The 18,684-nt window shown below is 49.8% G+C and carries 13 protein-coding genes and 1 pseudogene; 8 read left to right on the top strand and 6 right to left on the bottom strand.

Going from position 1 to position 18,684, the window contains the following annotated elements:
• The first annotated feature begins 30 nt into the window (after positions 1 to 30).
• Positions 31 to 2,175 (top strand): polyphosphate kinase 1, encoded by a 2,145-nt coding sequence (gene ppk1 / locus AR543_RS06175; protein ID WP_060532719.1) that lies wholly within the window; start codon positions 31 to 33, stop codon positions 2,173 to 2,175.
• Here the strand turns inward: ppk1 and AR543_RS06170 are convergent.
• Positions 2,108 to 3,664, bottom strand: a complete 1,557-nt coding sequence (locus AR543_RS06170; RefSeq protein WP_060532717.1) for a Ppx/GppA family phosphatase — start codon at positions 3,662 to 3,664, stop codon at positions 2,108 to 2,110. The genes ppk1 and AR543_RS06170 overlap by 68 nt on opposite strands.
• Positions 3,665 to 3,907: 243 nt before the next feature.
• Between AR543_RS06170 and AR543_RS06165 the strand changes: the two genes are divergently transcribed.
• Positions 3,908 to 4,630 carry an HAD family hydrolase gene (locus AR543_RS06165; protein WP_060532715.1) on the top strand — a complete coding sequence of 241 codons (723 nt, stop codon included), beginning with the start codon at positions 3,908 to 3,910 and terminating at the stop codon, positions 4,628 to 4,630.
• A gap of 175 nt (positions 4,631 to 4,805) precedes the next feature.
• On the opposite strand, the gene AR543_RS06160 is transcribed toward AR543_RS06165, so the two are convergent.
• The 4 genes from AR543_RS06160 to AR543_RS06145 all read right to left on the bottom strand — a co-directional run bounded on the left by AR543_RS06160 (position 4,806) and on the right by AR543_RS06145 (position 10,003).
• The gene (locus AR543_RS06160) at positions 4,806 to 5,552 is read right to left on the bottom strand and encodes an SDR family NAD(P)-dependent oxidoreductase (RefSeq protein ID WP_060532713.1); all 747 of its coding nucleotides are present in this window, start codon (positions 5,550 to 5,552) and stop codon (positions 4,806 to 4,808) included.
• A gap of 145 nt (positions 5,553 to 5,697) precedes the next feature.
• Complete coding sequence (locus AR543_RS06155; protein ID WP_060532711.1) at positions 5,698 to 6,405, bottom strand: Crp/Fnr family transcriptional regulator; 708 nt, start codon at positions 6,403 to 6,405, stop codon at positions 5,698 to 5,700.
• A gap of 161 nt (positions 6,406 to 6,566) precedes the next feature.
• Complete coding sequence (locus tag AR543_RS06150) at positions 6,567 to 8,642, bottom strand: Na+/H+ antiporter (RefSeq protein WP_060532709.1); 2,076 nt, start codon at positions 8,640 to 8,642, stop codon at positions 6,567 to 6,569.
• Positions 8,643 to 8,704: 62 nt separating this feature from the next.
• Positions 8,705 to 10,003, bottom strand: a complete 1,299-nt coding sequence (locus tag AR543_RS06145; RefSeq protein WP_060532707.1) for a serpin family protein — start codon at positions 10,001 to 10,003, stop codon at positions 8,705 to 8,707.
• 212 nt (positions 10,004 to 10,215) lie between these two features.
• Between AR543_RS06145 and AR543_RS06140 the strand changes: the two genes are divergently transcribed.
• From AR543_RS06140 to AR543_RS06115, 6 genes are all read left to right on the top strand, one after another.
• Positions 10,216 to 10,728, top strand: coding sequence for a GNAT family N-acetyltransferase (locus tag AR543_RS06140; protein ID WP_060532705.1), 513 nt, complete (start codon positions 10,216 to 10,218; stop codon positions 10,726 to 10,728).
• Entirely contained in the window at positions 10,721 to 11,236 is a 516-nt protein-coding gene (locus AR543_RS06135) for a phage tail protein (protein WP_060532703.1), read from the top strand. Before AR543_RS06140 ends, AR543_RS06135 begins: the two co-directional genes overlap by 8 nt.
• Before the next feature lie 42 nt (positions 11,237 to 11,278).
• Positions 11,279 to 11,785, top strand: coding sequence for a phage tail protein (locus AR543_RS06130; protein ID WP_060532701.1), 507 nt, complete (start codon positions 11,279 to 11,281; stop codon positions 11,783 to 11,785).
• A 19-nt stretch (positions 11,786 to 11,804) separates the two neighbouring features.
• The gene (locus tag AR543_RS06125) at positions 11,805 to 12,347 is read left to right on the top strand and encodes a phage tail protein (protein WP_060532699.1); all 543 of its coding nucleotides are present in this window, start codon (positions 11,805 to 11,807) and stop codon (positions 12,345 to 12,347) included.
• A 47-nt stretch (positions 12,348 to 12,394) separates the two neighbouring features.
• Positions 12,395 to 16,528: an S-layer homology domain-containing protein gene (locus AR543_RS06120; protein ID WP_060532697.1), complete on the top strand. Its 4,134-nt coding sequence runs from the start codon at positions 12,395 to 12,397 to the stop codon at positions 16,526 to 16,528.
• Between the two features lie 223 nt (positions 16,529 to 16,751).
• Positions 16,752 to 17,465 carry an ArsR/SmtB family transcription factor gene (locus AR543_RS06115; RefSeq protein WP_060532695.1) on the top strand — a complete coding sequence of 238 codons (714 nt, stop codon included), beginning with the start codon at positions 16,752 to 16,754 and terminating at the stop codon, positions 17,463 to 17,465.
• Here AR543_RS06115 and AR543_RS06110 read toward each other — a convergent pair.
• Positions 17,410 to 18,299 (bottom strand): annotated as a pseudogene (locus tag AR543_RS06110) (DMT family transporter). The gene AR543_RS06115 and the pseudogene AR543_RS06110 overlap by 56 nt on opposite strands.
• Positions 18,300 to 18,684: the final 385 nt, after the last annotated feature.

The raw sequence follows: 18,684 nt of genomic DNA, 5'->3' as shown, positions 1-18,684 counted from the left end.
GACAGGAAGTAAATCATTACCGGAGGCATTATGGAAAACAAACATGGACACCAACAATCCCAGTCGTCTTATATTAACCGTGACTTAAGCTGGATCGAATTCAACACCCGTGTGCTTGAAGAGGCCCAGGATACAGAGACTCCCCTGTTGGAGAGAATCAAGTTTCTCGGTATTGTATCCCGTAATCTGGACGAGTTCATGAGTGTCAGAGTAGCTGGTATCCGTAACCAGATCAAGGCCGGATACAACAAAAAGGACTTTACCGGCTATACGCCGGCAGGTCTGTACAAGCGCCTGACCAAAAAAGTTGAAAAGATGGTCTCCCAGCAATACCGTACCTACCGCGAACTGATCCGCCAAATGGGCAAACAGGGGATTACTGTTAACCGCTATACGGATCTTAGCGCTTCCCAGCAAAAAGCTGCGGATACTTATTATCACGATGTCATCTACCCGGTGCTGACACCGATGGCGGTCGATCAGAGTCGTCCGTTTCCGCTCGTGCATGGACTAAATGTATATGTATCGGTCGTGCTCGAACGCAAAGGGGATAAACAGGAAGACAACGAAGACGGCGACAGTTATTACTTCGCCATTGTACAGATTCCCTCGAATCTGCCGCGTATGGTTGCGCTGCCGCATCGCCAGAACAGCAAAAAGCAGCAGTATGTGATTATCGAGGATCTAATTTGCCATCATGTGCATACTCTGTTCGGCGGCTACGAACCGGTGGCAGTAAATGCGTTCCGGCTGACGCGTAATGCCGATCTGGATATTAACGAAGAAGAAGCGGAAGACCTGATGGAAGAGATTGAGAACCAGCTGCGCAAACGTAGACGTGGTGCTCCTGTCCGGCTGGAAATCCAGAAGGATATTCATCCCTATGCGATGCAGATGCTGATGGAGGAGTTTGATATCAGCGAAGCGGTATTCGAGATCGACGGGCCGCTGGATCTGGGCTTTCTGCTTTCGTTTTCCGATTCGATTCAGGGCCATGATTCCCTGCGTTATCCGCCCGAGATTCCGCGGTACTCTCCCGAGTTCCCGGAAGGCAGCGAAACGGATTACTTCAGCGTGCTCAAAGAACGGGATGTGCTGCTGTATCATCCGTATGAATCGTTTGATGCGATCAGTGACTTTATCGAGCAGTCTGCCGAAGATCCAGATGTAATGGCGATCAAGATGACCCTGTACCGCGTCAGCGGCAAGTCTTCCCTGATCCACTCGCTCGCCAAGGCTGCCGAATCCGGCAAGCAGGTAACCGTCGTCGTGGAGCTGAAGGCTCGATTTGATGAAGAACGCAATATCGTCTGGGCACGTATGCTGGAAAAAGCCGGCTGTCATGTCGTCTATGGCCTGGTCGGTCTCAAAACCCATGCCAAAGTCATTCTCGTCGTGCGCCGTGAAGGCAATATGCTGCGCCGTTATATCCATATCGGTACCGGTAACTATAATGCCTCGACAGCCAAAAGTTATACCGATGTCGGTCTGCTGACCGTGAACCAGCAGATCGGTGAGGATGCTTCCGAGGTATTCAATCATATTACCGGCTATACGGAAAGCCATGACTGGAAAGCTGTGGCGGTCGCTCCCGATACCATGATGAACAAATTTATCGAGCTGATCCAGCGTGAAGCCGATCATGCCCGTAATGGCAGAAAAGCACGAATCATCGCCAAAATGAATTCCCTGTCCAATCAGCGCATGATTGACGAACTGTATACTGCTTCACAGGCAGGTGTCGAGATTGATCTGATTATCCGTGGAGTCTGCTGTCTGCGTCCGGGTATTCCGGGTCTCAGCGAACGCATCCGGGTACGCAGTATCGTCGACCGTTATCTGGAGCACTCCCGGGTCTATGCTTTTGAAAATGGCGGACAGCAGGAAGTATGGCTGTCCAGTGCAGACTGGATGACCCGCAATCTGACTCGCCGGGTAGAGCTGATGTGTCCATTGTTCGATAAAAACACAAAAGCCGCCATGCTGAATATTCTGAACCTTATCCTCGCAGATAATGTCAAAGCCAGAATACTTCTGCCCAGCGGCAATTATGAATTATTCAAAAACGGCAAACCACCGCTTCGCAGTCAATTCGTAGCATGGGATGTTAGTTCGTGGAAACCGTATGTACCACCAACCGGACCCGCACATCCCACTCCTTCTCCAAATCTTTGACCGCTTCGGTAATATCGTTTAATTCCATAGAGGCTTCGGTGCGACAGTGTATAGTCAGCTCGAAGTCTCTTCCTTTGCGTACAGCATTCAGTCGATCGACCGGCTGCGTCTCGCTTGTATCCATAGCAGCAGCGAGCTGCAGCAGTGCTCCTAGACGGCGAATCCGCTCTTCATCCTTGGGATGCAAAATATCCGCGTATTCTACAGAAATGCGTCTTTTTTTGATTTTGCCTTTGCTGCCGAAGATAGCGATAAAAGCGACCAGTACGGTCTCCCGATGATCCAGTCCGGCGACGGCACGTGTCGTCAGCAGATAGCGGGTATGCTCCTCGTATTCATGATAGCCTACGTTCATCCCTACCTGATGCATCAGTGCCGCCGTACGCAGCAGCTTGCGGTTCCAGGCATCGCCCTGGCCTTCGCCCAGTGCTTCGTAGAGGCGAACCGACAGTTCGTCTACCTGGCGCAGATGACGCTGACGGGGCAGCGGCTCCTGGGAAAGTGCCGCATGAATCTCGTATTCCAGCACATTGTCCAGCACGGCATGTTCCTTGCCACGGTCCCATTCAAAAAATAGTCCATCCCTTAGACCGGTACCGCTGATAATATAATGATCGCACTGCATATGACGGAACATCGTATGCAGAATGATCGTTCCCGGCACAATAATATCACTCCGCGTTTTGCTCAGACCGGCAATACGTTTACGCTGTTCATTGGTCAGAGATGGCAGCTGCTGGTAATAATAATCCGTGTCTTCTGCCTGAAGTGTATACTGGTGAATCTGCTCCATGGAATATTTGCGTTTGCGCTGATGCATTTTACCAACCGCACGAATCGTACCGCCCAGACCGACGAGCGGCAGCCCCGGATTACTGCTGATCCATGGATGTTCGCGTGCAGACTGCAGCACCAGCGACTCCAGTTCGGAGACCGACTTTTCATCCCATTTGCCGTTCGTATGATTGCCAAAGCGCACATTCATATTGACTGCTCCAAACGGGAAAGACACAGTGGATACCCGCTTGCGGTTCTGGAACAGGGTAATCTCCGTACTACCGCCGCCGATATCGATAATATAGCCATCCTGGATATCGATCCGGTTCACGACACCGATAAATCCGTAATGCCCTTCCATCTCACCAGGCAGCAGTTCAATCGACAGGCCGGTATGCTCGTTCAGATAGGAGATGACCTCTTCCCCATTCACCGCATTGCGAATCGCCGCTGTAGCCACGGCGCGAATCTCGCTTACCTCATAGACCTGACTCACTTCGACAAACTGGCGCAGCACCGGTACGATCACACTCACTGCTTCCAGTGGCATCTCTCCCTCCGGTGTCACAATTGCGCTGAGACGTGCCGATTCACGGCATTCCTTGAGTACTCTGTATCCTCCCGCCTTGCTGGTCTCATAGATAACCAGACGGATAGAGTTGGAACCGATATCCATAATGCCTACACGGCTGTGCTCCATAGTATTGTCCATAATATCCTCCTGTCGTTAACGGATTCAGCCAGGGAAACCGCCGTTTTGTCCATTTGATCCGATAACCTGCAGTTCGGGCCGGGTTTACAAATGAGGGCCGATCCTACATAATCACGCTTACAGTCTATCTTATTTTAATACAGTGTACAATAAAGCGGCGATCCTATTATATCTGGTCGGTCGCTGCTGTTCCGTAAGATTACGGATTATTATATATTGTCAAATGATACGGAGGTACCCTGAATGAACTTATTACTGGATGTGGATGATACACTGTATGATCAATTAACACCCTTTACCGATGCCTATCAATCCGTATTCGGTCCTCTGCACTATGATTGCAGGGTGGAAGATGTATTTGCCAGAAACCGATGGTACAGCGATGAAGTGTTCGAGCAAGTTAGAAGTGGACAAATGAGTGAACCGGATATGCATGTGTACCGGATCACACGGGCGATGGAGGATATGAATATACGCATATCGGTCGAGCAGGCGCGTGCTTTTCAGGACAGTTATGCCGATCAGCAACAGCGCCTTGTCCTGGACCCGCAGATGGAAGAGCTGCTGGATTTTGCGGTTCAGGCTGGCATCCGGCTGGGCATTATTACGAATGGACCGGCAGAGCATCAGGCGCGCAAAGTTCAACAGCTGCGCATGAATCGGTGGGTCGATGAGCAGAATGTATTTATTTCCGGCAAGCTGGGCGTCGCCAAACCGGATACCCGCATTTTCCGTCATGTGGAGCAGAGTATGCAGATTGTACCGGAGCAATCCTGCTATATCGGGGATTCTTATGCCAATGATATTATCGGTGCCAAAAAAGCAGGCTGGCTGGCGATCTGGATCAATCGCCGCAACCAGCCGATGCCTGATAATACTCCCTATGTACCTGACGATATCGTCAAGAAGGGTCGTACTCCGCTGGATGCGTTGAAAGAACTCTATACTATATTGGGATATGTCTGAGCATTGGACACGTCTGAGCGCTCCAGAAACTCATTATATCTTCTGTGAGAATATTCCGAATTTATTGCAGCATAAAAAAACAGGCAGAGGAGCATCTGAAGGCTCCTCTGCCTGTTTAAATATATAGGCTTATCCGTCATTACTCAGATGATAAATTATCCTTGACGATTCACGATCAGATCTGGGCAATCCCGCCATCCACGAATAATTCAATACCGTGTACATAGCTGCTTTCCTCCGAGGCCAGGAACATTAGCGCACTGGCAATCTCTTCGGTCTTGCCCATCCGTCCCATTGGAACGGTATCCTTCGATGATTCAAGGACCTGATCAAGCGCCTCGCCAAATAGATCATCATAAGCCGGTGTGTAGACCGTACCCGGACTCAGTACATTCAGTCGTATGCCCGTACCTTTCAAATCCATGATCCAGTTTCTCGCCATCTGACGGAGAGCTGCCTTGCTGCCTCCATAGACGCTAAACCCGGGGTCACCGATGGTTCCTGCCGTTGAGCCAGTCAGGATGATGGTTCCCGTCATATTTGGAAACAGCGGCAGCGCTTTTTGGATCGTGAATAAGGTACCTTTTACATTTACATCGAAGATCGTATCATACTGCTCTTCCGTAATTTGACCCAGAGGCAGTATGCTGCCAATTCCGGCGTTGGCGAACAGAATATCCAGATGCCCTTTTTCCTGCTTCACCTGATCAAACAGCTTGTCCAGGTCTTTCAAATTGGACACATCACCCTGAACGCCGGTCACCCGCTCACCGATCAATGCTACTGCCTTGTCCAGCTCGCTTTGTCTACGTCCGGTAATGAATACATAGGCTCCTTCTGCGACGAAACGCTGCGCCGTGGTCAGTCCAATTCCGCTTGTACCTCCAGTAACAACAACTACTTTCCCGTCAAACTTTCCCATGTCTATGTGCCTCCACCTTTGTGATAGAATTTCTCTGTTTCGGCCTTTATCATAACGCTGGATCGATCATTCGACAGTAATGCAGATTACGCTCAGAAATATACGGAAAACCTACAGGCCAAGAGAACAGAACAAAGGCAGTGAATCAAGCCATTTCTTTCATCGCTTTTTCGATATGGATCATTATCGTTCTGCGGCTGGTTACGAGAATACCTTCATTGGATAGCTCTTTTACGATCACGGATACCGCTTCTCTTGTGGCACCGACCATATCTGCCAATTCCTGATGCGTCAGAGGGATATCGATTTTTTGGTAGCCATTTTCTTCTACGCCGAATTTTTGGGATAATCGATTCAGAAAGTAAAGTATTTTGCCGCGCAAATCTTTCAGCACCAATTTCTCTACCAATTCATCCTGCTGTCGCAATCGTTTGCTCATTTCGGATAGAAACCGCAAAGACAATTCAGCATACTTGTTTAAAAGCGGCTCAAATTGTTCGGTCGGAATCGAAACAACAAACGAGTCTTCCATGGCTTCTACATAAGCTCCTCTTTGACCCAATGAGAACGTGTCAACCTCGCCAAATACACTGCCTTCGCTTAGAATACAGACGGTATGTTGTTTGCCAGCCAAATTGGTTTTGTAGAAGCGAAGGTTGCCGGTGACTATGAAAAACAATCCGTTTCTATCGTCATCAGGCGTATGAAGAATAGCATTTTTAGACAGCTTGTACGTATTGGATCTTGCTATCAGCTGTTCGATTTCATGGAGAATTTCTTCCGGAAGCGATTCGAATATTGTAATCTTTGGCAAAAATGATGTTATATTTTCCAGCGCCTCATCCTGTACCATATAGCTCTCCTTTCTGTGCCGCGAACGACCGCTTCGATGCCTGTGATCAACGTATCCTGCGTCATACATAATAACGAAGTTTTACTTTCATCATAAATCACTGTAATTCCCTCTTCTGTAATCCAGATTACAAAGCACGGCGTCCGGAATTCACAACCGGCTCAGCTCTCCATCAGAATCCATTTCTCCAGATCCTGTACAAAACTGCGCATCTTGCGGGCATGCTGGCGGTCGATTTCGCCGCTCTCGTACAATTCCTGAACGGTATCGCGTTGGTTCTGTACAGCAGTAGTAATCAGGTTCAGCTTGCCCTCATTCAGCGTCACATCCGGCACCATTTTCTCCGTATAATAACGGATTGATTCCATGACTTTGCGATATTTGGCGATAACTTTCTGTGCCGCTTCTTCATTGTGGTCATCGATCTTGCTGCGGATCGATTCAATCGCCGCCGGGCAGGTCTGCATTTTGAGCTGTTTGAGCATATGAATTTTGTCCACCACCTGCTGTGGATCATTCTCGCCGGGGTTCATTTGTTCGGACAATGGCAGCGGAGCCGGAACATGGATCGGCAGCATGCCTTTCCATTTGTCCACACACTCGGCAATACCGGTATCGACCCGGTTACTCAGCACGGTCTGAATGCGATCCAGCCGGTATTCGAATTCCATTGCCAGCTCCGGCGTAATCTCGCCGCTGTCCCGCATCCGGCGGGCGACCTTGCGCTCGGCCTGGATACCTGCCAGATAGAGCTCAATCTCCTGCGGATTCAGGTCGGGATCGTTCATAATCTGCTGCTTCAGCATATTTTTGCGGAACATATACTGTGTAATATCCGTGATCAGCCCCTGGGCGACTTCGCGGTTAGTCTCGGTTGTACTGGACTCTACCGACTGGATCGCTGCCTGCAGCACTTTCATCCGGATGTGGTCATCCATATCACGCATGGTAGGCGGCTGACTGGCAGTCACGGCAGTTCCCGATTCATTCTGCTCGGGTCTGGAAGACAATATCGGCAGAAGTACACTCGCCAAAATCAGACTGAACAAAATGACACCGGCTGCAATAAACAGAATCAGCTCACGCTGCGGAAAAGCCGATCCGTCGTTCAGCACATACGGGATCGAGAACGCGGCAGCCAGCGTAAGCGCTCCGCGTACCCCGGAAAGGGAGGTGAGCAGTATGCCGCGTATATCCGGCTTGTCATCCTCCATTTGCCGGCCCATCATATAACGCACACTCCAGTAGAGATAGATCCATACAAATCGCAGCACATACAGCAGCAGGGTAATCAGCGCGACATAGCCGAGCACAATCCCATTGTTAAAGGCCGGGTCCGAGAAAATACTGCCCATGACTTCGGGAATCTGGCTGCCCAGCATCATAAACACCAGTCCATTCAGCACGTAGACGATTACCGACCAGGTACTGGTGGAGACGATCTGCATTTTCAGCTGAACGGATTCGGCGCGGTCTTTTTCCATAGCATAGATAATTCCGCCGGCCACGACTGCCAGGATACCGGAGACGCCAATCTCCTCGGCTATCAAATAGATAACGAATGGCGTAAGCATCTGCCATAGCACATGCACGGTGATGTCCTCCATGCCCCATTTACGAACCAGTACCTGGCACCGGATCAGCACAAAGGACATCAGTGTCCCTACAGCCAGCCCTCCCAGCGCCACCAGTACAAAGTTAAATGAAGCCTGCCACAGCGAGAATGTACCTGTGACCATTGCTGCCACGGCAAATTTGAAAGCCACCAGGCCAGAGGCGTCGTTCAGCAGCGATTCCCCTTCCAGCAGCCGGTGTATAGAGCCCGGCAAATGGATGCGTTTGGCCAGTGAGCCTACAGCGACCGCATCGGTTGGCGACAGGATCGCAGCCAGAGCAAAAGCGGCAGGCAGTGGTATGCTCGGGATCAAATAATGAATCGCATAACCCGCCACCACAACGGTGATAAAAACAAGTCCAAACGCCAGCAGGACGATAGGTCCGCGCAGATTCCACAGTTCATTTCGCGGAGTCTGCCGGGCATCGTTATATAACAGCGGCGCAATAAACAGGACGAGAAACAGCTCCGGGTCCAGATCAATCTTGATCCCGACCAACGCCACCCCGATTCCCAGCGCAATCTGAAATAAAGGTACAGGAACAAAGGGGATCAAGCGGTTCAATACATTCGAGATTCCGATCATCAGCAGCATAGCAAGTACAGCAATAAAGTATTCCATAGCCATCCCCTTTCCATAATAGATACAGGATACCCTGTTACGGGTCACCTGCTTTTATTTTATCATGAACCGGCTCCTACCGGATGATGAAGCTCGCCCATAAATACAATCAATCCAGTCGTCCGGTCGGTGATTGCCAAGAAAAAAGGACGATCCATAATCATACGAAAGGGCTGGGAAGGCATAGCCCCGGCAGCTATTTCCGCCGATGTGGCTGCTGCTGCCTCGGTACCCTTCTCATCAATAGTCAGATGGGTATTTTGCTGTACTTTGCTCAGATATAGCGGTACACTCTCGCTGATACCATCCAGCTCCGCCTGCTGCGGCTCGAATACCCGGCGTATTCCCATGGAACGCAGAATATCCCTGAACTGCTGCTTCTCGTCCAGCTCCAGACGAGGCAACCCTATCTCGCCTGCAGTCGAACCCATAGCGCTCGTCCAGTGCACGAATTCAGGCAGATCATGTTGACGGAATTGCTGAAGATCATAATCCCGATCAGGCAGTACCACGACCATTCCCCACTTTTCATTGGCATTATAAGGTATTCGTACTGCCTGAAAATGCGGCTGCCGGGTATACTCATATTCTCCCTGCTGATGCATCATCTCTACATTGGATATCTCCCCCTGACCGGATATAAAAGACTGCTTGCGAGTCTGCTGCTTCTCAAAAGGTTCCGTCCATTCTCCCGTAAAATAAACAGCGTTAAGCAGCACCAGTGTGGTATTGCTGTCCAGCGGCTTTTGTATCATTTGACGAATCCCGCCATGTGTTGCTTCGCTCACCCAGCGGTTTATATCTTTCACCGCCTGCGTAGAGGTGAAATCCGTAGTATGTATGCCTGCTCCATAGTAGGTCTGCAAACGCTGAACAAAAGAATCTGCCGGTGCAAAGCCGCTTTGACTCCATAACGAACCCGCCAGATCGATCTCTCTATCCGCTCCCTGATGCTCCAGCAGTTCCTGTATCACATGCTGTCCCTGGTTGAGCTGCTGCAGGGTTATGCCGCGGGTATGCAGCGCTTTTTGTAATTCGGCAGCTGTCTGTCCAGATGCGCCGTTGTACAGCATAGACAGATTCATGTACAGACTTACCGGCGAAATAAACAGATTATCCGGGTCAGCTGTCTGTGCCGGACGATCTGGATCTTTTTGATACGATTCGTTATAGACAGTCAGGGCAAAGCGATTCATCGCTTCGATCAGTTCAGGCTGCATATCACTCTGATTATAAGCCTGGGGCTGCACATGTTCCTGCCGTAAAGTAGCGAGTTCTTTCGGTTGGGAGCAGGAACCGAGCAAGGGAACGATTATCACGGTACCCAGCAACAACAAGCCCATTTGATAGGTGAATTTCATAAGCGGTGCCCTCCTTTATTGGGTATTGGGGATTGAGAATCTGTATCGATTTTCAGTTGAACTATAGCAATACTCCCGTAATCAGTACCTATATATGATTTGAAGATTCATTTCATCTTAAATTCGTTAATTCCTTATATATAAGTATTTTTTTATTTTTAAAGGGATATAATGGAATTATACTTCACTTTGGGAAAGGAGGCTTGCCTTTCGTGCTTTCTTCCACGCCGACAATCGCTCAGGTTACGGCTGCTGATCGTGATTTTCTGTTTGATGTCTATAGGGATACCCGAATGTCGGAAGTGGCCTCCTGGGGCTGGACACCGGAGCAGCTGCACTCTTTTTTACATATGCAGTTCGTTATGCAGCAGAACTATCTGGATCATCGGTATCCACAGCTGGATCGCCGCTTAATTGTCTCGGGTCAGACAGCCATCGGCCAGATGACTGTTTTTCATGGAGAAAATGAACTTCGTCTGGTGGATCTTGCTGTTCTGTCCCGTTATCGCAACCAGGGAGCAGGCACATTTATCCTGCAGGAACTTCAGCGACAGGCTGCTGCCTATCCGATTCCTATTCGTCTGCAGGTGCGTCTCGATAATCCGAGAGCCCGGCGGCTGTATCAGCGACTGGGCTGGCATGAAATCTCTTTAGAAGAGCTTTATATGGAAATGGAATGGTCTGCTTTTGAATCCACCAACGGAGGTGTCCAAAGTAATGAGTGATTGTTATCTGGGCGAAATACGCATGTTCACCGGTAATTATGCGCCGCAGGGATGGGCATTATGCAATGGTCAACTGCTACCGATCGCGAATAATCAGGCACTGTTTTCTTTGATCGGTGTCAATTATGGAGGAGACGGTGTCAATACCTTCGCTCTGCCTGATCTTCGCGGACGTGTCCCTCTTCATAATTCCACTGTGCCCAACAATACCTTTCCGCTTGGCTCCCGTGCAGGCAGTGAAACTGTAAATCTGACCACAGCCCAAATGCCTGCCCATTCCCATACTGTACAGGCATTATCTACTCCGGCTACCCAATCATCTCCGGATGCCAATGCTCTCTGGGCGCAAACGGCTATGTACTCGGATGGCACCGGTACCGGTCTTGCTCCCATGAATCCGGCAGCCATTTCAGCAGCCGGTGCTGCGCAACCGCATAACAATATGATGCCTTCCCTTCCGCTTACTTTTATGATTGCACTGGTCGGTATTTTCCCCTCACGTTCCTGATATTCTCTTTTCGAATTGTTTTATATCCAAGGAGGTCACTATATGGCTGATCCGTTTATAGGAGAAATCAAGCTGTTTGCGATCAATTTTACACCATCCGGCTGGCTGGCCTGTGATGGACAGGTACTGCCAATCAATACGAATACAGCTTTGTTTGCTGTTATTGGTACTACTTTTGGAGGAGACGGCCGAACCAACTTTCAGCTTCCCGATTTAAGAGGACGTGTCGCTTTGCATCCGAGTTCATCTATTCCTTCCGGAACGTCCCAGGGCGAAGCTGCTCATACATTAACATTGTCCGAACTGCCTCAGCATACACATAATGCCATGACTTCTACCGCTACAGCCAATCAGACCAAGCCAGCCAATCAGTTATGGGCCAAAGGTCAAACGCTGATGTATGCACCTGTCGGAAACTTAACGCCTACAGCCATGAATCCCGGTACACTGACACCGACAGGCGGGAATGCTGCGCACAATAATATACAGCCCTATCAGACTGTTCAATTCTGCATAGCTGCCCAGGGAATTTTCCCTGTGCGGCCATAACCAGGGAGGTTATCTATTCATGGCAGACGCGTATCTAGGCGAAATTCGATTATTTGCAGGCAGCTATGCTCCACAAAACTGGCTGTTTTGTAACGGCCAATCCCTGCCGATCGCCCAATATGAGGCCTTGTATTCCATTATGGGCAATACGTATGGAGGAGATGCCCAGAACTTCAATCTGCCCAATCTGGCAGGTTCTATACCAATCGGTCAGGGTGCAGGACCCGGTCTGACACCACGCAATCTAGGCCAGGCTGCAGGAAGTGCTACAGTCAATCTGACTGCCAATCAGCTGCCTGCCCATACACATAGCGTGATAGCCCAGGATTCCAGCCAGGGATTGAGCGATCCGGCCAACCATTATTGGGCAACACTGACTTCGGGCCGGCCACCTGCCCCCAAATCGCTGTATACAAATAATGTCTCTACTCTACAGCCACTCCACAATACCGCTCTACTTCCGACAGGCAGCCCATCAGCTGCCCATAATAATATGCAGCCGTATGTTGCGATTTACTATATCATCTGCGTAGAACAGGGAGAATACCCGGTTAGACCCTAACCATACGATATCTGTCACCAATTGACCGAGGATGGAGGAACTCCAGAATGAATAAGCAGCTCCACAACATCAAGCTTCAATCTGTACACGCTCCCAAATGGCCTGTGATACTCATGCTGGCTGTTATGATTTTGTTTAATTTTGCTCCTTATGCTGCCTATGCCCAGACAGGCACGGCTGATGGCACCTATGATTTCAGTGGACTGGGAGCGACGGATTCCGGAGGCACCGGCTTTCAGAAGATAGCCGACAAATTTGTCGTCAGCAACGGGATGAAGGCTTCGTTGCCTCCGAAAGGAAGCGTTGAAACCTCTTTTTTTACCGATAATCAGCAAGACGAAAATACAAGTGGTTCGATTACGCTCAAAGCCGAGGGTGGAAACGTAAACAAAAACTTTACTTTCAAAGATCTGGGTGTAAGTATTTTTGAAGGAGTTGCCCCTGGAGATAATACGCTGAGCAACTTGCAGGTCGTGCTCAAAAATTCGACGGGCAATACTATCGCTACCCTTGGTGGCAGTGGTACTTATACGATGACCATAGGCGATAATGTTCGTATTTACCAGTTGTCCGAGCTGCTGGGCCATTCCGGATCCTACTCGTATGCCAATGTAGCTTCGATGGATATTGCATGGACATTCAGCTCCGGAATTGCTCCATCCAATCTGAATTTTGACAATATTACGATAGCCAACATTACCGGGGTGACCAATGCACAGGCACCGGTGATTACTTCTCAGCCTGCCGGTGTTACGACTACGGTCGGCAGTGCGGCTAACCTGTCGGTAGCTGCAACAGCCAGCGGGACGCTCAGCTACCAGTGGTACAGTAACACCACTAACAGTACAACCGGCGGCACATTGATCACCGGTGCAACAAGCAGCAGTTATTCCGCACCAACCGCTACAGCCGGAACCACCTATTATTATGTCATCGTCACCAATACGGATAATTCGGTAAACGGGACGAAGACCGCTTCCGTTACCAGTCAAACAGCTGCTGTCACAGTCAATACGGTCACCAATGCATCACCACCTACAATTACAACACAGCCAGCGGATCAAACCGTCAATGTCGGTGGAACTGCCGCTCTGTCCGTAGCCGCTACAGCCAGCGGGACGCTCAGCTACCAGTGGTACAGCAATACTACCAACAGTACAACTGGCGGCACATTGATCACCGGTGCAACAAGCAGCAGCTATTCTGCACCAACCGGTACAGCCGGAACTACCTATTATTATGTCATCGTCACCAATACGGATAATTCGGTAAATGGGACCAAAACAGCTACAACTACCAGCCAGACGGCAAAAGTCACCATAAACACAGTCACTAATGCTTCACCACCAACGATCACCGCACAGCCGGTTGATCAGACTGTGACGACCGGATCTGCTGCGAGTGTATCAGTTACTGCAACAGCCAGCGGTACACTTAGCTATCAATGGTATCGCAATACTACCAACAGCAATACCGGGGGCACCCTGATCAGTAGTGCGACCAGCAGCACTTATAATGTACCGACTACTACCGCCGGTTCGTTTTACTATTATGTAACAGTGACGAATACCGACAACTCGGTAAATGGCAGTACAACGGCTTCCACAACAAGCCAGGTTGCGCATATCACGGTGAATGCTGTTACCAATGCTTCTCCACCGGTTATTATTTCCCAGCCGGTCAGCCAGAATGTATATGTCGATGAGACTGCTATCCTGTCAGCTACGGCTACAGGCAGCGGTACGCTAAGTTATCAGTGGTACAGTCAATCAACGCTCAGCAATACAGGGGGTACTCCAATCGGCGGTGCTGTCAACAGCTCTTACGCTGCACCTACCAGCAATGCAGGAACTACCTATTATTACGTCGTGATTACCAATACCGACAATAGTGTAAATGGAACCCGGACAGCGACCATAGCGAGTCAACCGGTTCAGGTAACGGTAAAAGCTCGTACCAATGCGGAAGCTCCGCTGATTACATCGCAACCTTCCAACCGTACAGTAAATATTGGAGAGCCTGCCGATTTGACTATAGCAGCCACAGCCAGCGGTACTCTCAGCTATCAGTGGTATAGCAGTGCATCCAACAGTATGATTGGCAGTGTGCCGATCGCCAGTGCGACCAGTGCCACCTATAATGCACCAACCGATACGATCGGTACTGTTTATTATTATGTTATCGTCACCAATACGGACAATACCCTTTCAGGCAACAAGACCGCTTCAACGACCAGTCAGATTGTTTCTGTCACTGTTAATACATTAAATAATGCACAGGCACCTGTTATTACAACAGAGCCAGCAGATCAGATAGCCAGTGCAGGCAGTCCGGTTACTTTATCGGTCAATGCTACAGCCAGCGGCACTTTAAGTTATCAATGGTATGAGAATACAAGCGGCAGCCTTACCGGAGCACGAGCTATTCCGACTGCCACCTCGGCTACCTATACATTAACTGCCGCTACAGCAGGCACCATGTATTATTATGTCGTCGTTACCAATACGGACAGCAATATGAATGGCAGCCAGACGGCCAGTACCATCAGCCGGATAGCCAGCGTGACCGTGACTGCTCCATTCACGTATAAAGTAACCTACAACGGAAATGGCAGCACATCCGGTATGCCTCCGGCAGATGCCAATATGTATCGACAGGGAGATACGGTAACAATCGCTGCCAATACAGGCAATCTGTCACTCAGCAAGCATAGCTTTAATGGCTGGAATACGCAGCCGGATGGCTCCGGTACAACTTACCAACCGGGTCAGACCCTGCAAATCGAAGATCAGAATCTGATCCTCTACGCTATCTGGCAAAAAGACCGGGATGATAATAATTCCGGCGGATCAGGCGGTGGTTCCGGTGGAGGAACTTCACCTTCGACACCTTCCAACCCGTCGTCTCCCGATTCATCCGCGCCTGTAAGTTCCGGTGCAGATATTCTGGTTAACGGCAAAGTTGAACGTGCCGGTACAGTTACCGAATCGGAAATCAATGGACAGTCTGCTGCAACCATTACTATTGATCAGCAGCGGCTTACCGAGCGGCTGGAAGCCGAGGGGAATGGTGCAGTTGTCACTCTACCGGTGACTTCAGGAGCCGATGTTATTATCGGGGAACTGAATGGACAAATGGTGCGCCAGATGGAACAGCAGCAGGCTACACTGGAGATCGTCACCAATCGCGCAACTTATACACTGCCAGCGAGCCAGATCAATATTGCTTCTATTTCTTCACAGCTGGGCAGCAGTACGAGTCTGGAAGATATCAAAGTCCGTATCCGTATTGCTGTACCTGATGCGGGAACATTGTCAGTTGTGAATCAGGCAGCGTCTGCCCAATCCTTTAGCCTGGTGACGCCACCTGTCAATCTGGATATTCAGGCCAGCCATAACGGACAGACTGTAGACGTTAGTCGTTTTAATGCTTATGTAGAGCGCTCTGTTATTCTGCCGCAGGGTATAGACCCGAATCGCATTACAACAGGGATTGTCGTAGATGCGGACGGTACAACGCGTCATGTACCTACCAAAGTAGAACAGCGGAATAACCAGTATCATGCAGTCATCCATAGTCTGACCAACAGTACCTATGCCGTGATCTGGCATCCGGTTACATTTGATGATGTAAATCAGTCCTGGGCTGTCGATGCTGTCAACAATATGGGTTCCCGCATGGTAATCGAAGGATTCCAAGATGGTTCCTTCAAGCCGCGGCAGGATATTACCCGTGCTGAATTTGCGGCCATTATCGTCAAAGGTCTTGGACTGAAAGAAGATACCAGCAGCCGAACGTTCAGCGATGTGAAACCATCCGACTGGTTCAGCGGCGCTGTACAAACAGCCGCCTCCTATGGATTGATTCAGGGGTATGCGGATGGTACGTTCAAGCCGCAGGACAAAATTACCCGTGAACAGGCTATGGTCATTCTGGCGCAGGCAATGAAGCTAAACGGTCTGCAGGATAAACTTGGCAGTGTCAATACTGCTTCCGTTTTGAACAGCTTCAGGGATAGAGCCAATCTTTCTGCCTGGGCGCAGCAAGCCGCTGCCTCCAATCTGCAAGCTGGCCTTGTACAGGGACGCAGTTCGCAGATGCTGGCACCCAAAATGAATGTAACACGTGCAGAGGTTGCCCTGATGATACAGAACCTGCTGCAAAAATCCGATTTGATCTAATTGATCGGAATGGATTCTAACCAAACAGCCAGCCGTAAATTGTACCCTGGACATACAGGTGCGATTTGCGGCTGGCTGTTTATTGTTTTCTGAATTTATGATTCCGGTTACAAATGATGCTAATAGATATTGAAGCCGAAGTCAGTAGTTGCGGTTCCTCTGTAGCCCCTGTAAAATACACTTCGATACATATCGAAGTATGAAATACATAAGGAGAATGATCATGAGTATTAACCCCGATATTGCAACTGTCGCTTCCCTGCTCGGAGAAAGTTCGCGGGCTGCCATGCTGACCGGGCTGATGGATGGAAGATTCCATACTGCTGGTGAACTGGCCGATATGGCTGCGGTTACTGCGCAGACCGCCAGCTTCCATCTGTCCAAGCTTGTGCAGGGTGGCTGGATTATCGCCGAGCGTCATGGACGTTATCGCTATTATCAGCTGGCCAGCCGTGAGGTCGCCCAGACCCTGGAGACCCTGCTCACTCTCTCGCCTCCTCCGCAGGTACGTTCACTGCGTCAATCCACCGAAATGAAATCTTTGCGCGAAGCCCGTACCTGCTACGATCATCTGGCTGGACAGCTCGGTGTTGATCTGACCGAAGCGATGATGCGCCATGGTTATCTGCTGCAGGAAAATGGTGAATTCACCGTGACTGCTGCCGGCGAATTGTTTTTCGCAGGATTGGGTCTGAATCTACAGCTGCTGCGCCGCAAGCGCCGTGCTTTTGCCCATGCCTGTCTGGATTGGAGTGAACGCAGACATCATCTGGGCGGCGCACTCGGTCATGAACTGGTGAATCTATTTTTGCAAAAGGAATGGATCACACGCGTTCCTTCGATCCGTGCGGTCAAAGTAACCAGCGAAGGACGTTCTGCCTTCAGACAGCATTTTGATCTGGACTGGTCTTCCGCCGCGGCTGAAACTGCCGATTGACCAGATAAATCCCCGCAATAATACACAGACCGCCACCGATCAGCGATGGATAGAGCCGCTCTCCGAGCAGCAGCCAGCCGGTCAGTACTCCGAAAAAGGGCGCCAGGAACAAAAAGGCGCTCGTTCGGGCCGGGTCTCCTTTTTGCAGTACATAATACCAGCCTGCAAACTGTACTATCGAGGATAGCAGACTCAGCCATAGCAGAATCGTCACCGATTCTCCGTTCCAGTGGAAAAAAGGCTGCTCCAGCAGCACACTTGCGATCAGCAGCAGGATGCCGCCGAACAGCATCTGATACGCGGACAGCACCCATGTATCCAGTCCACCCCCCATTTTTTGACCAGTAGTGTCGCGGTCGCCCAGAAGATCGCCGAACATAATCCGAAGATCACCCCCGCTTTCCATTCCAGCTGCGCTCCGAGCGTAATCGCTACCCCTGCCACCCCCAGCAGCACGCCAAGCCACTGATACCAGCGGTAACGCATCCCAGCAAATACTGTACCGAGCACAACGACCAGCAGCGGATTCGTAAATGTCAGAATCGACGATTCACTCGCTGTAATTGTACGCAGACTGATAAAGATACAGCCCATAACGCCTGCAGTCTGCAAAGCGCCAATTAGCAGTATTTTTATCCAATCCGCTGTTCGTACCGGATGTGGACGCCGCAGTACACCAACGATCACCGCCATAATCACTCCGGCCAGCGCAAATCGCAGTCCTGCCAACAGCAGCGGCGAAGCATACACCAACCCCATTTTTCCAATAGCAAACGATGATCCCATCAGGAATGTCGTCAGCAGAATCAACGGCATAAATTTGAGCCTGTTCATTTTTTGATCTCCTTTGTCGGTTGCACAGCATATGGTTCTGATTGTATGTCTGTATCTCATACTCCTCTACCTGATGCACCTGTGTATGATTGAGCAGTAATCTGCTTCACCCAGTATAAATGCATATTATTTCAGTGTTCATCGAAGTATGGAATACATGTTGATTTTGCAGCTGACCATGAATGGTTTACTATGTCATTTCTCTTTTAACCCGCAGGCTTTTGAATACTTTTCACCGGAAAATATGTCATATATGCAGGCGCATTTTCCCTGCTCATAGGCTACATATTGTCATCGTCTGCCGAATATGTGACCATTCCCTCATATCCTGTCCAGCATTGGGCAGGTTCCTATGATATTACTCTGTACCGATCATTTAATCGCA

The sequence above is a fragment of the Paenibacillus bovis genome (genome assembly GCF_001421015.2).
Taxonomy (GTDB): domain Bacteria; phylum Bacillota; class Bacilli; order Paenibacillales; family Paenibacillaceae; genus Saccharibacillus; species Saccharibacillus bovis.
The sequence above is the reverse complement of the archived record's forward strand: the minus strand, read 5'-3'. Positions and strand labels throughout refer to the sequence as shown.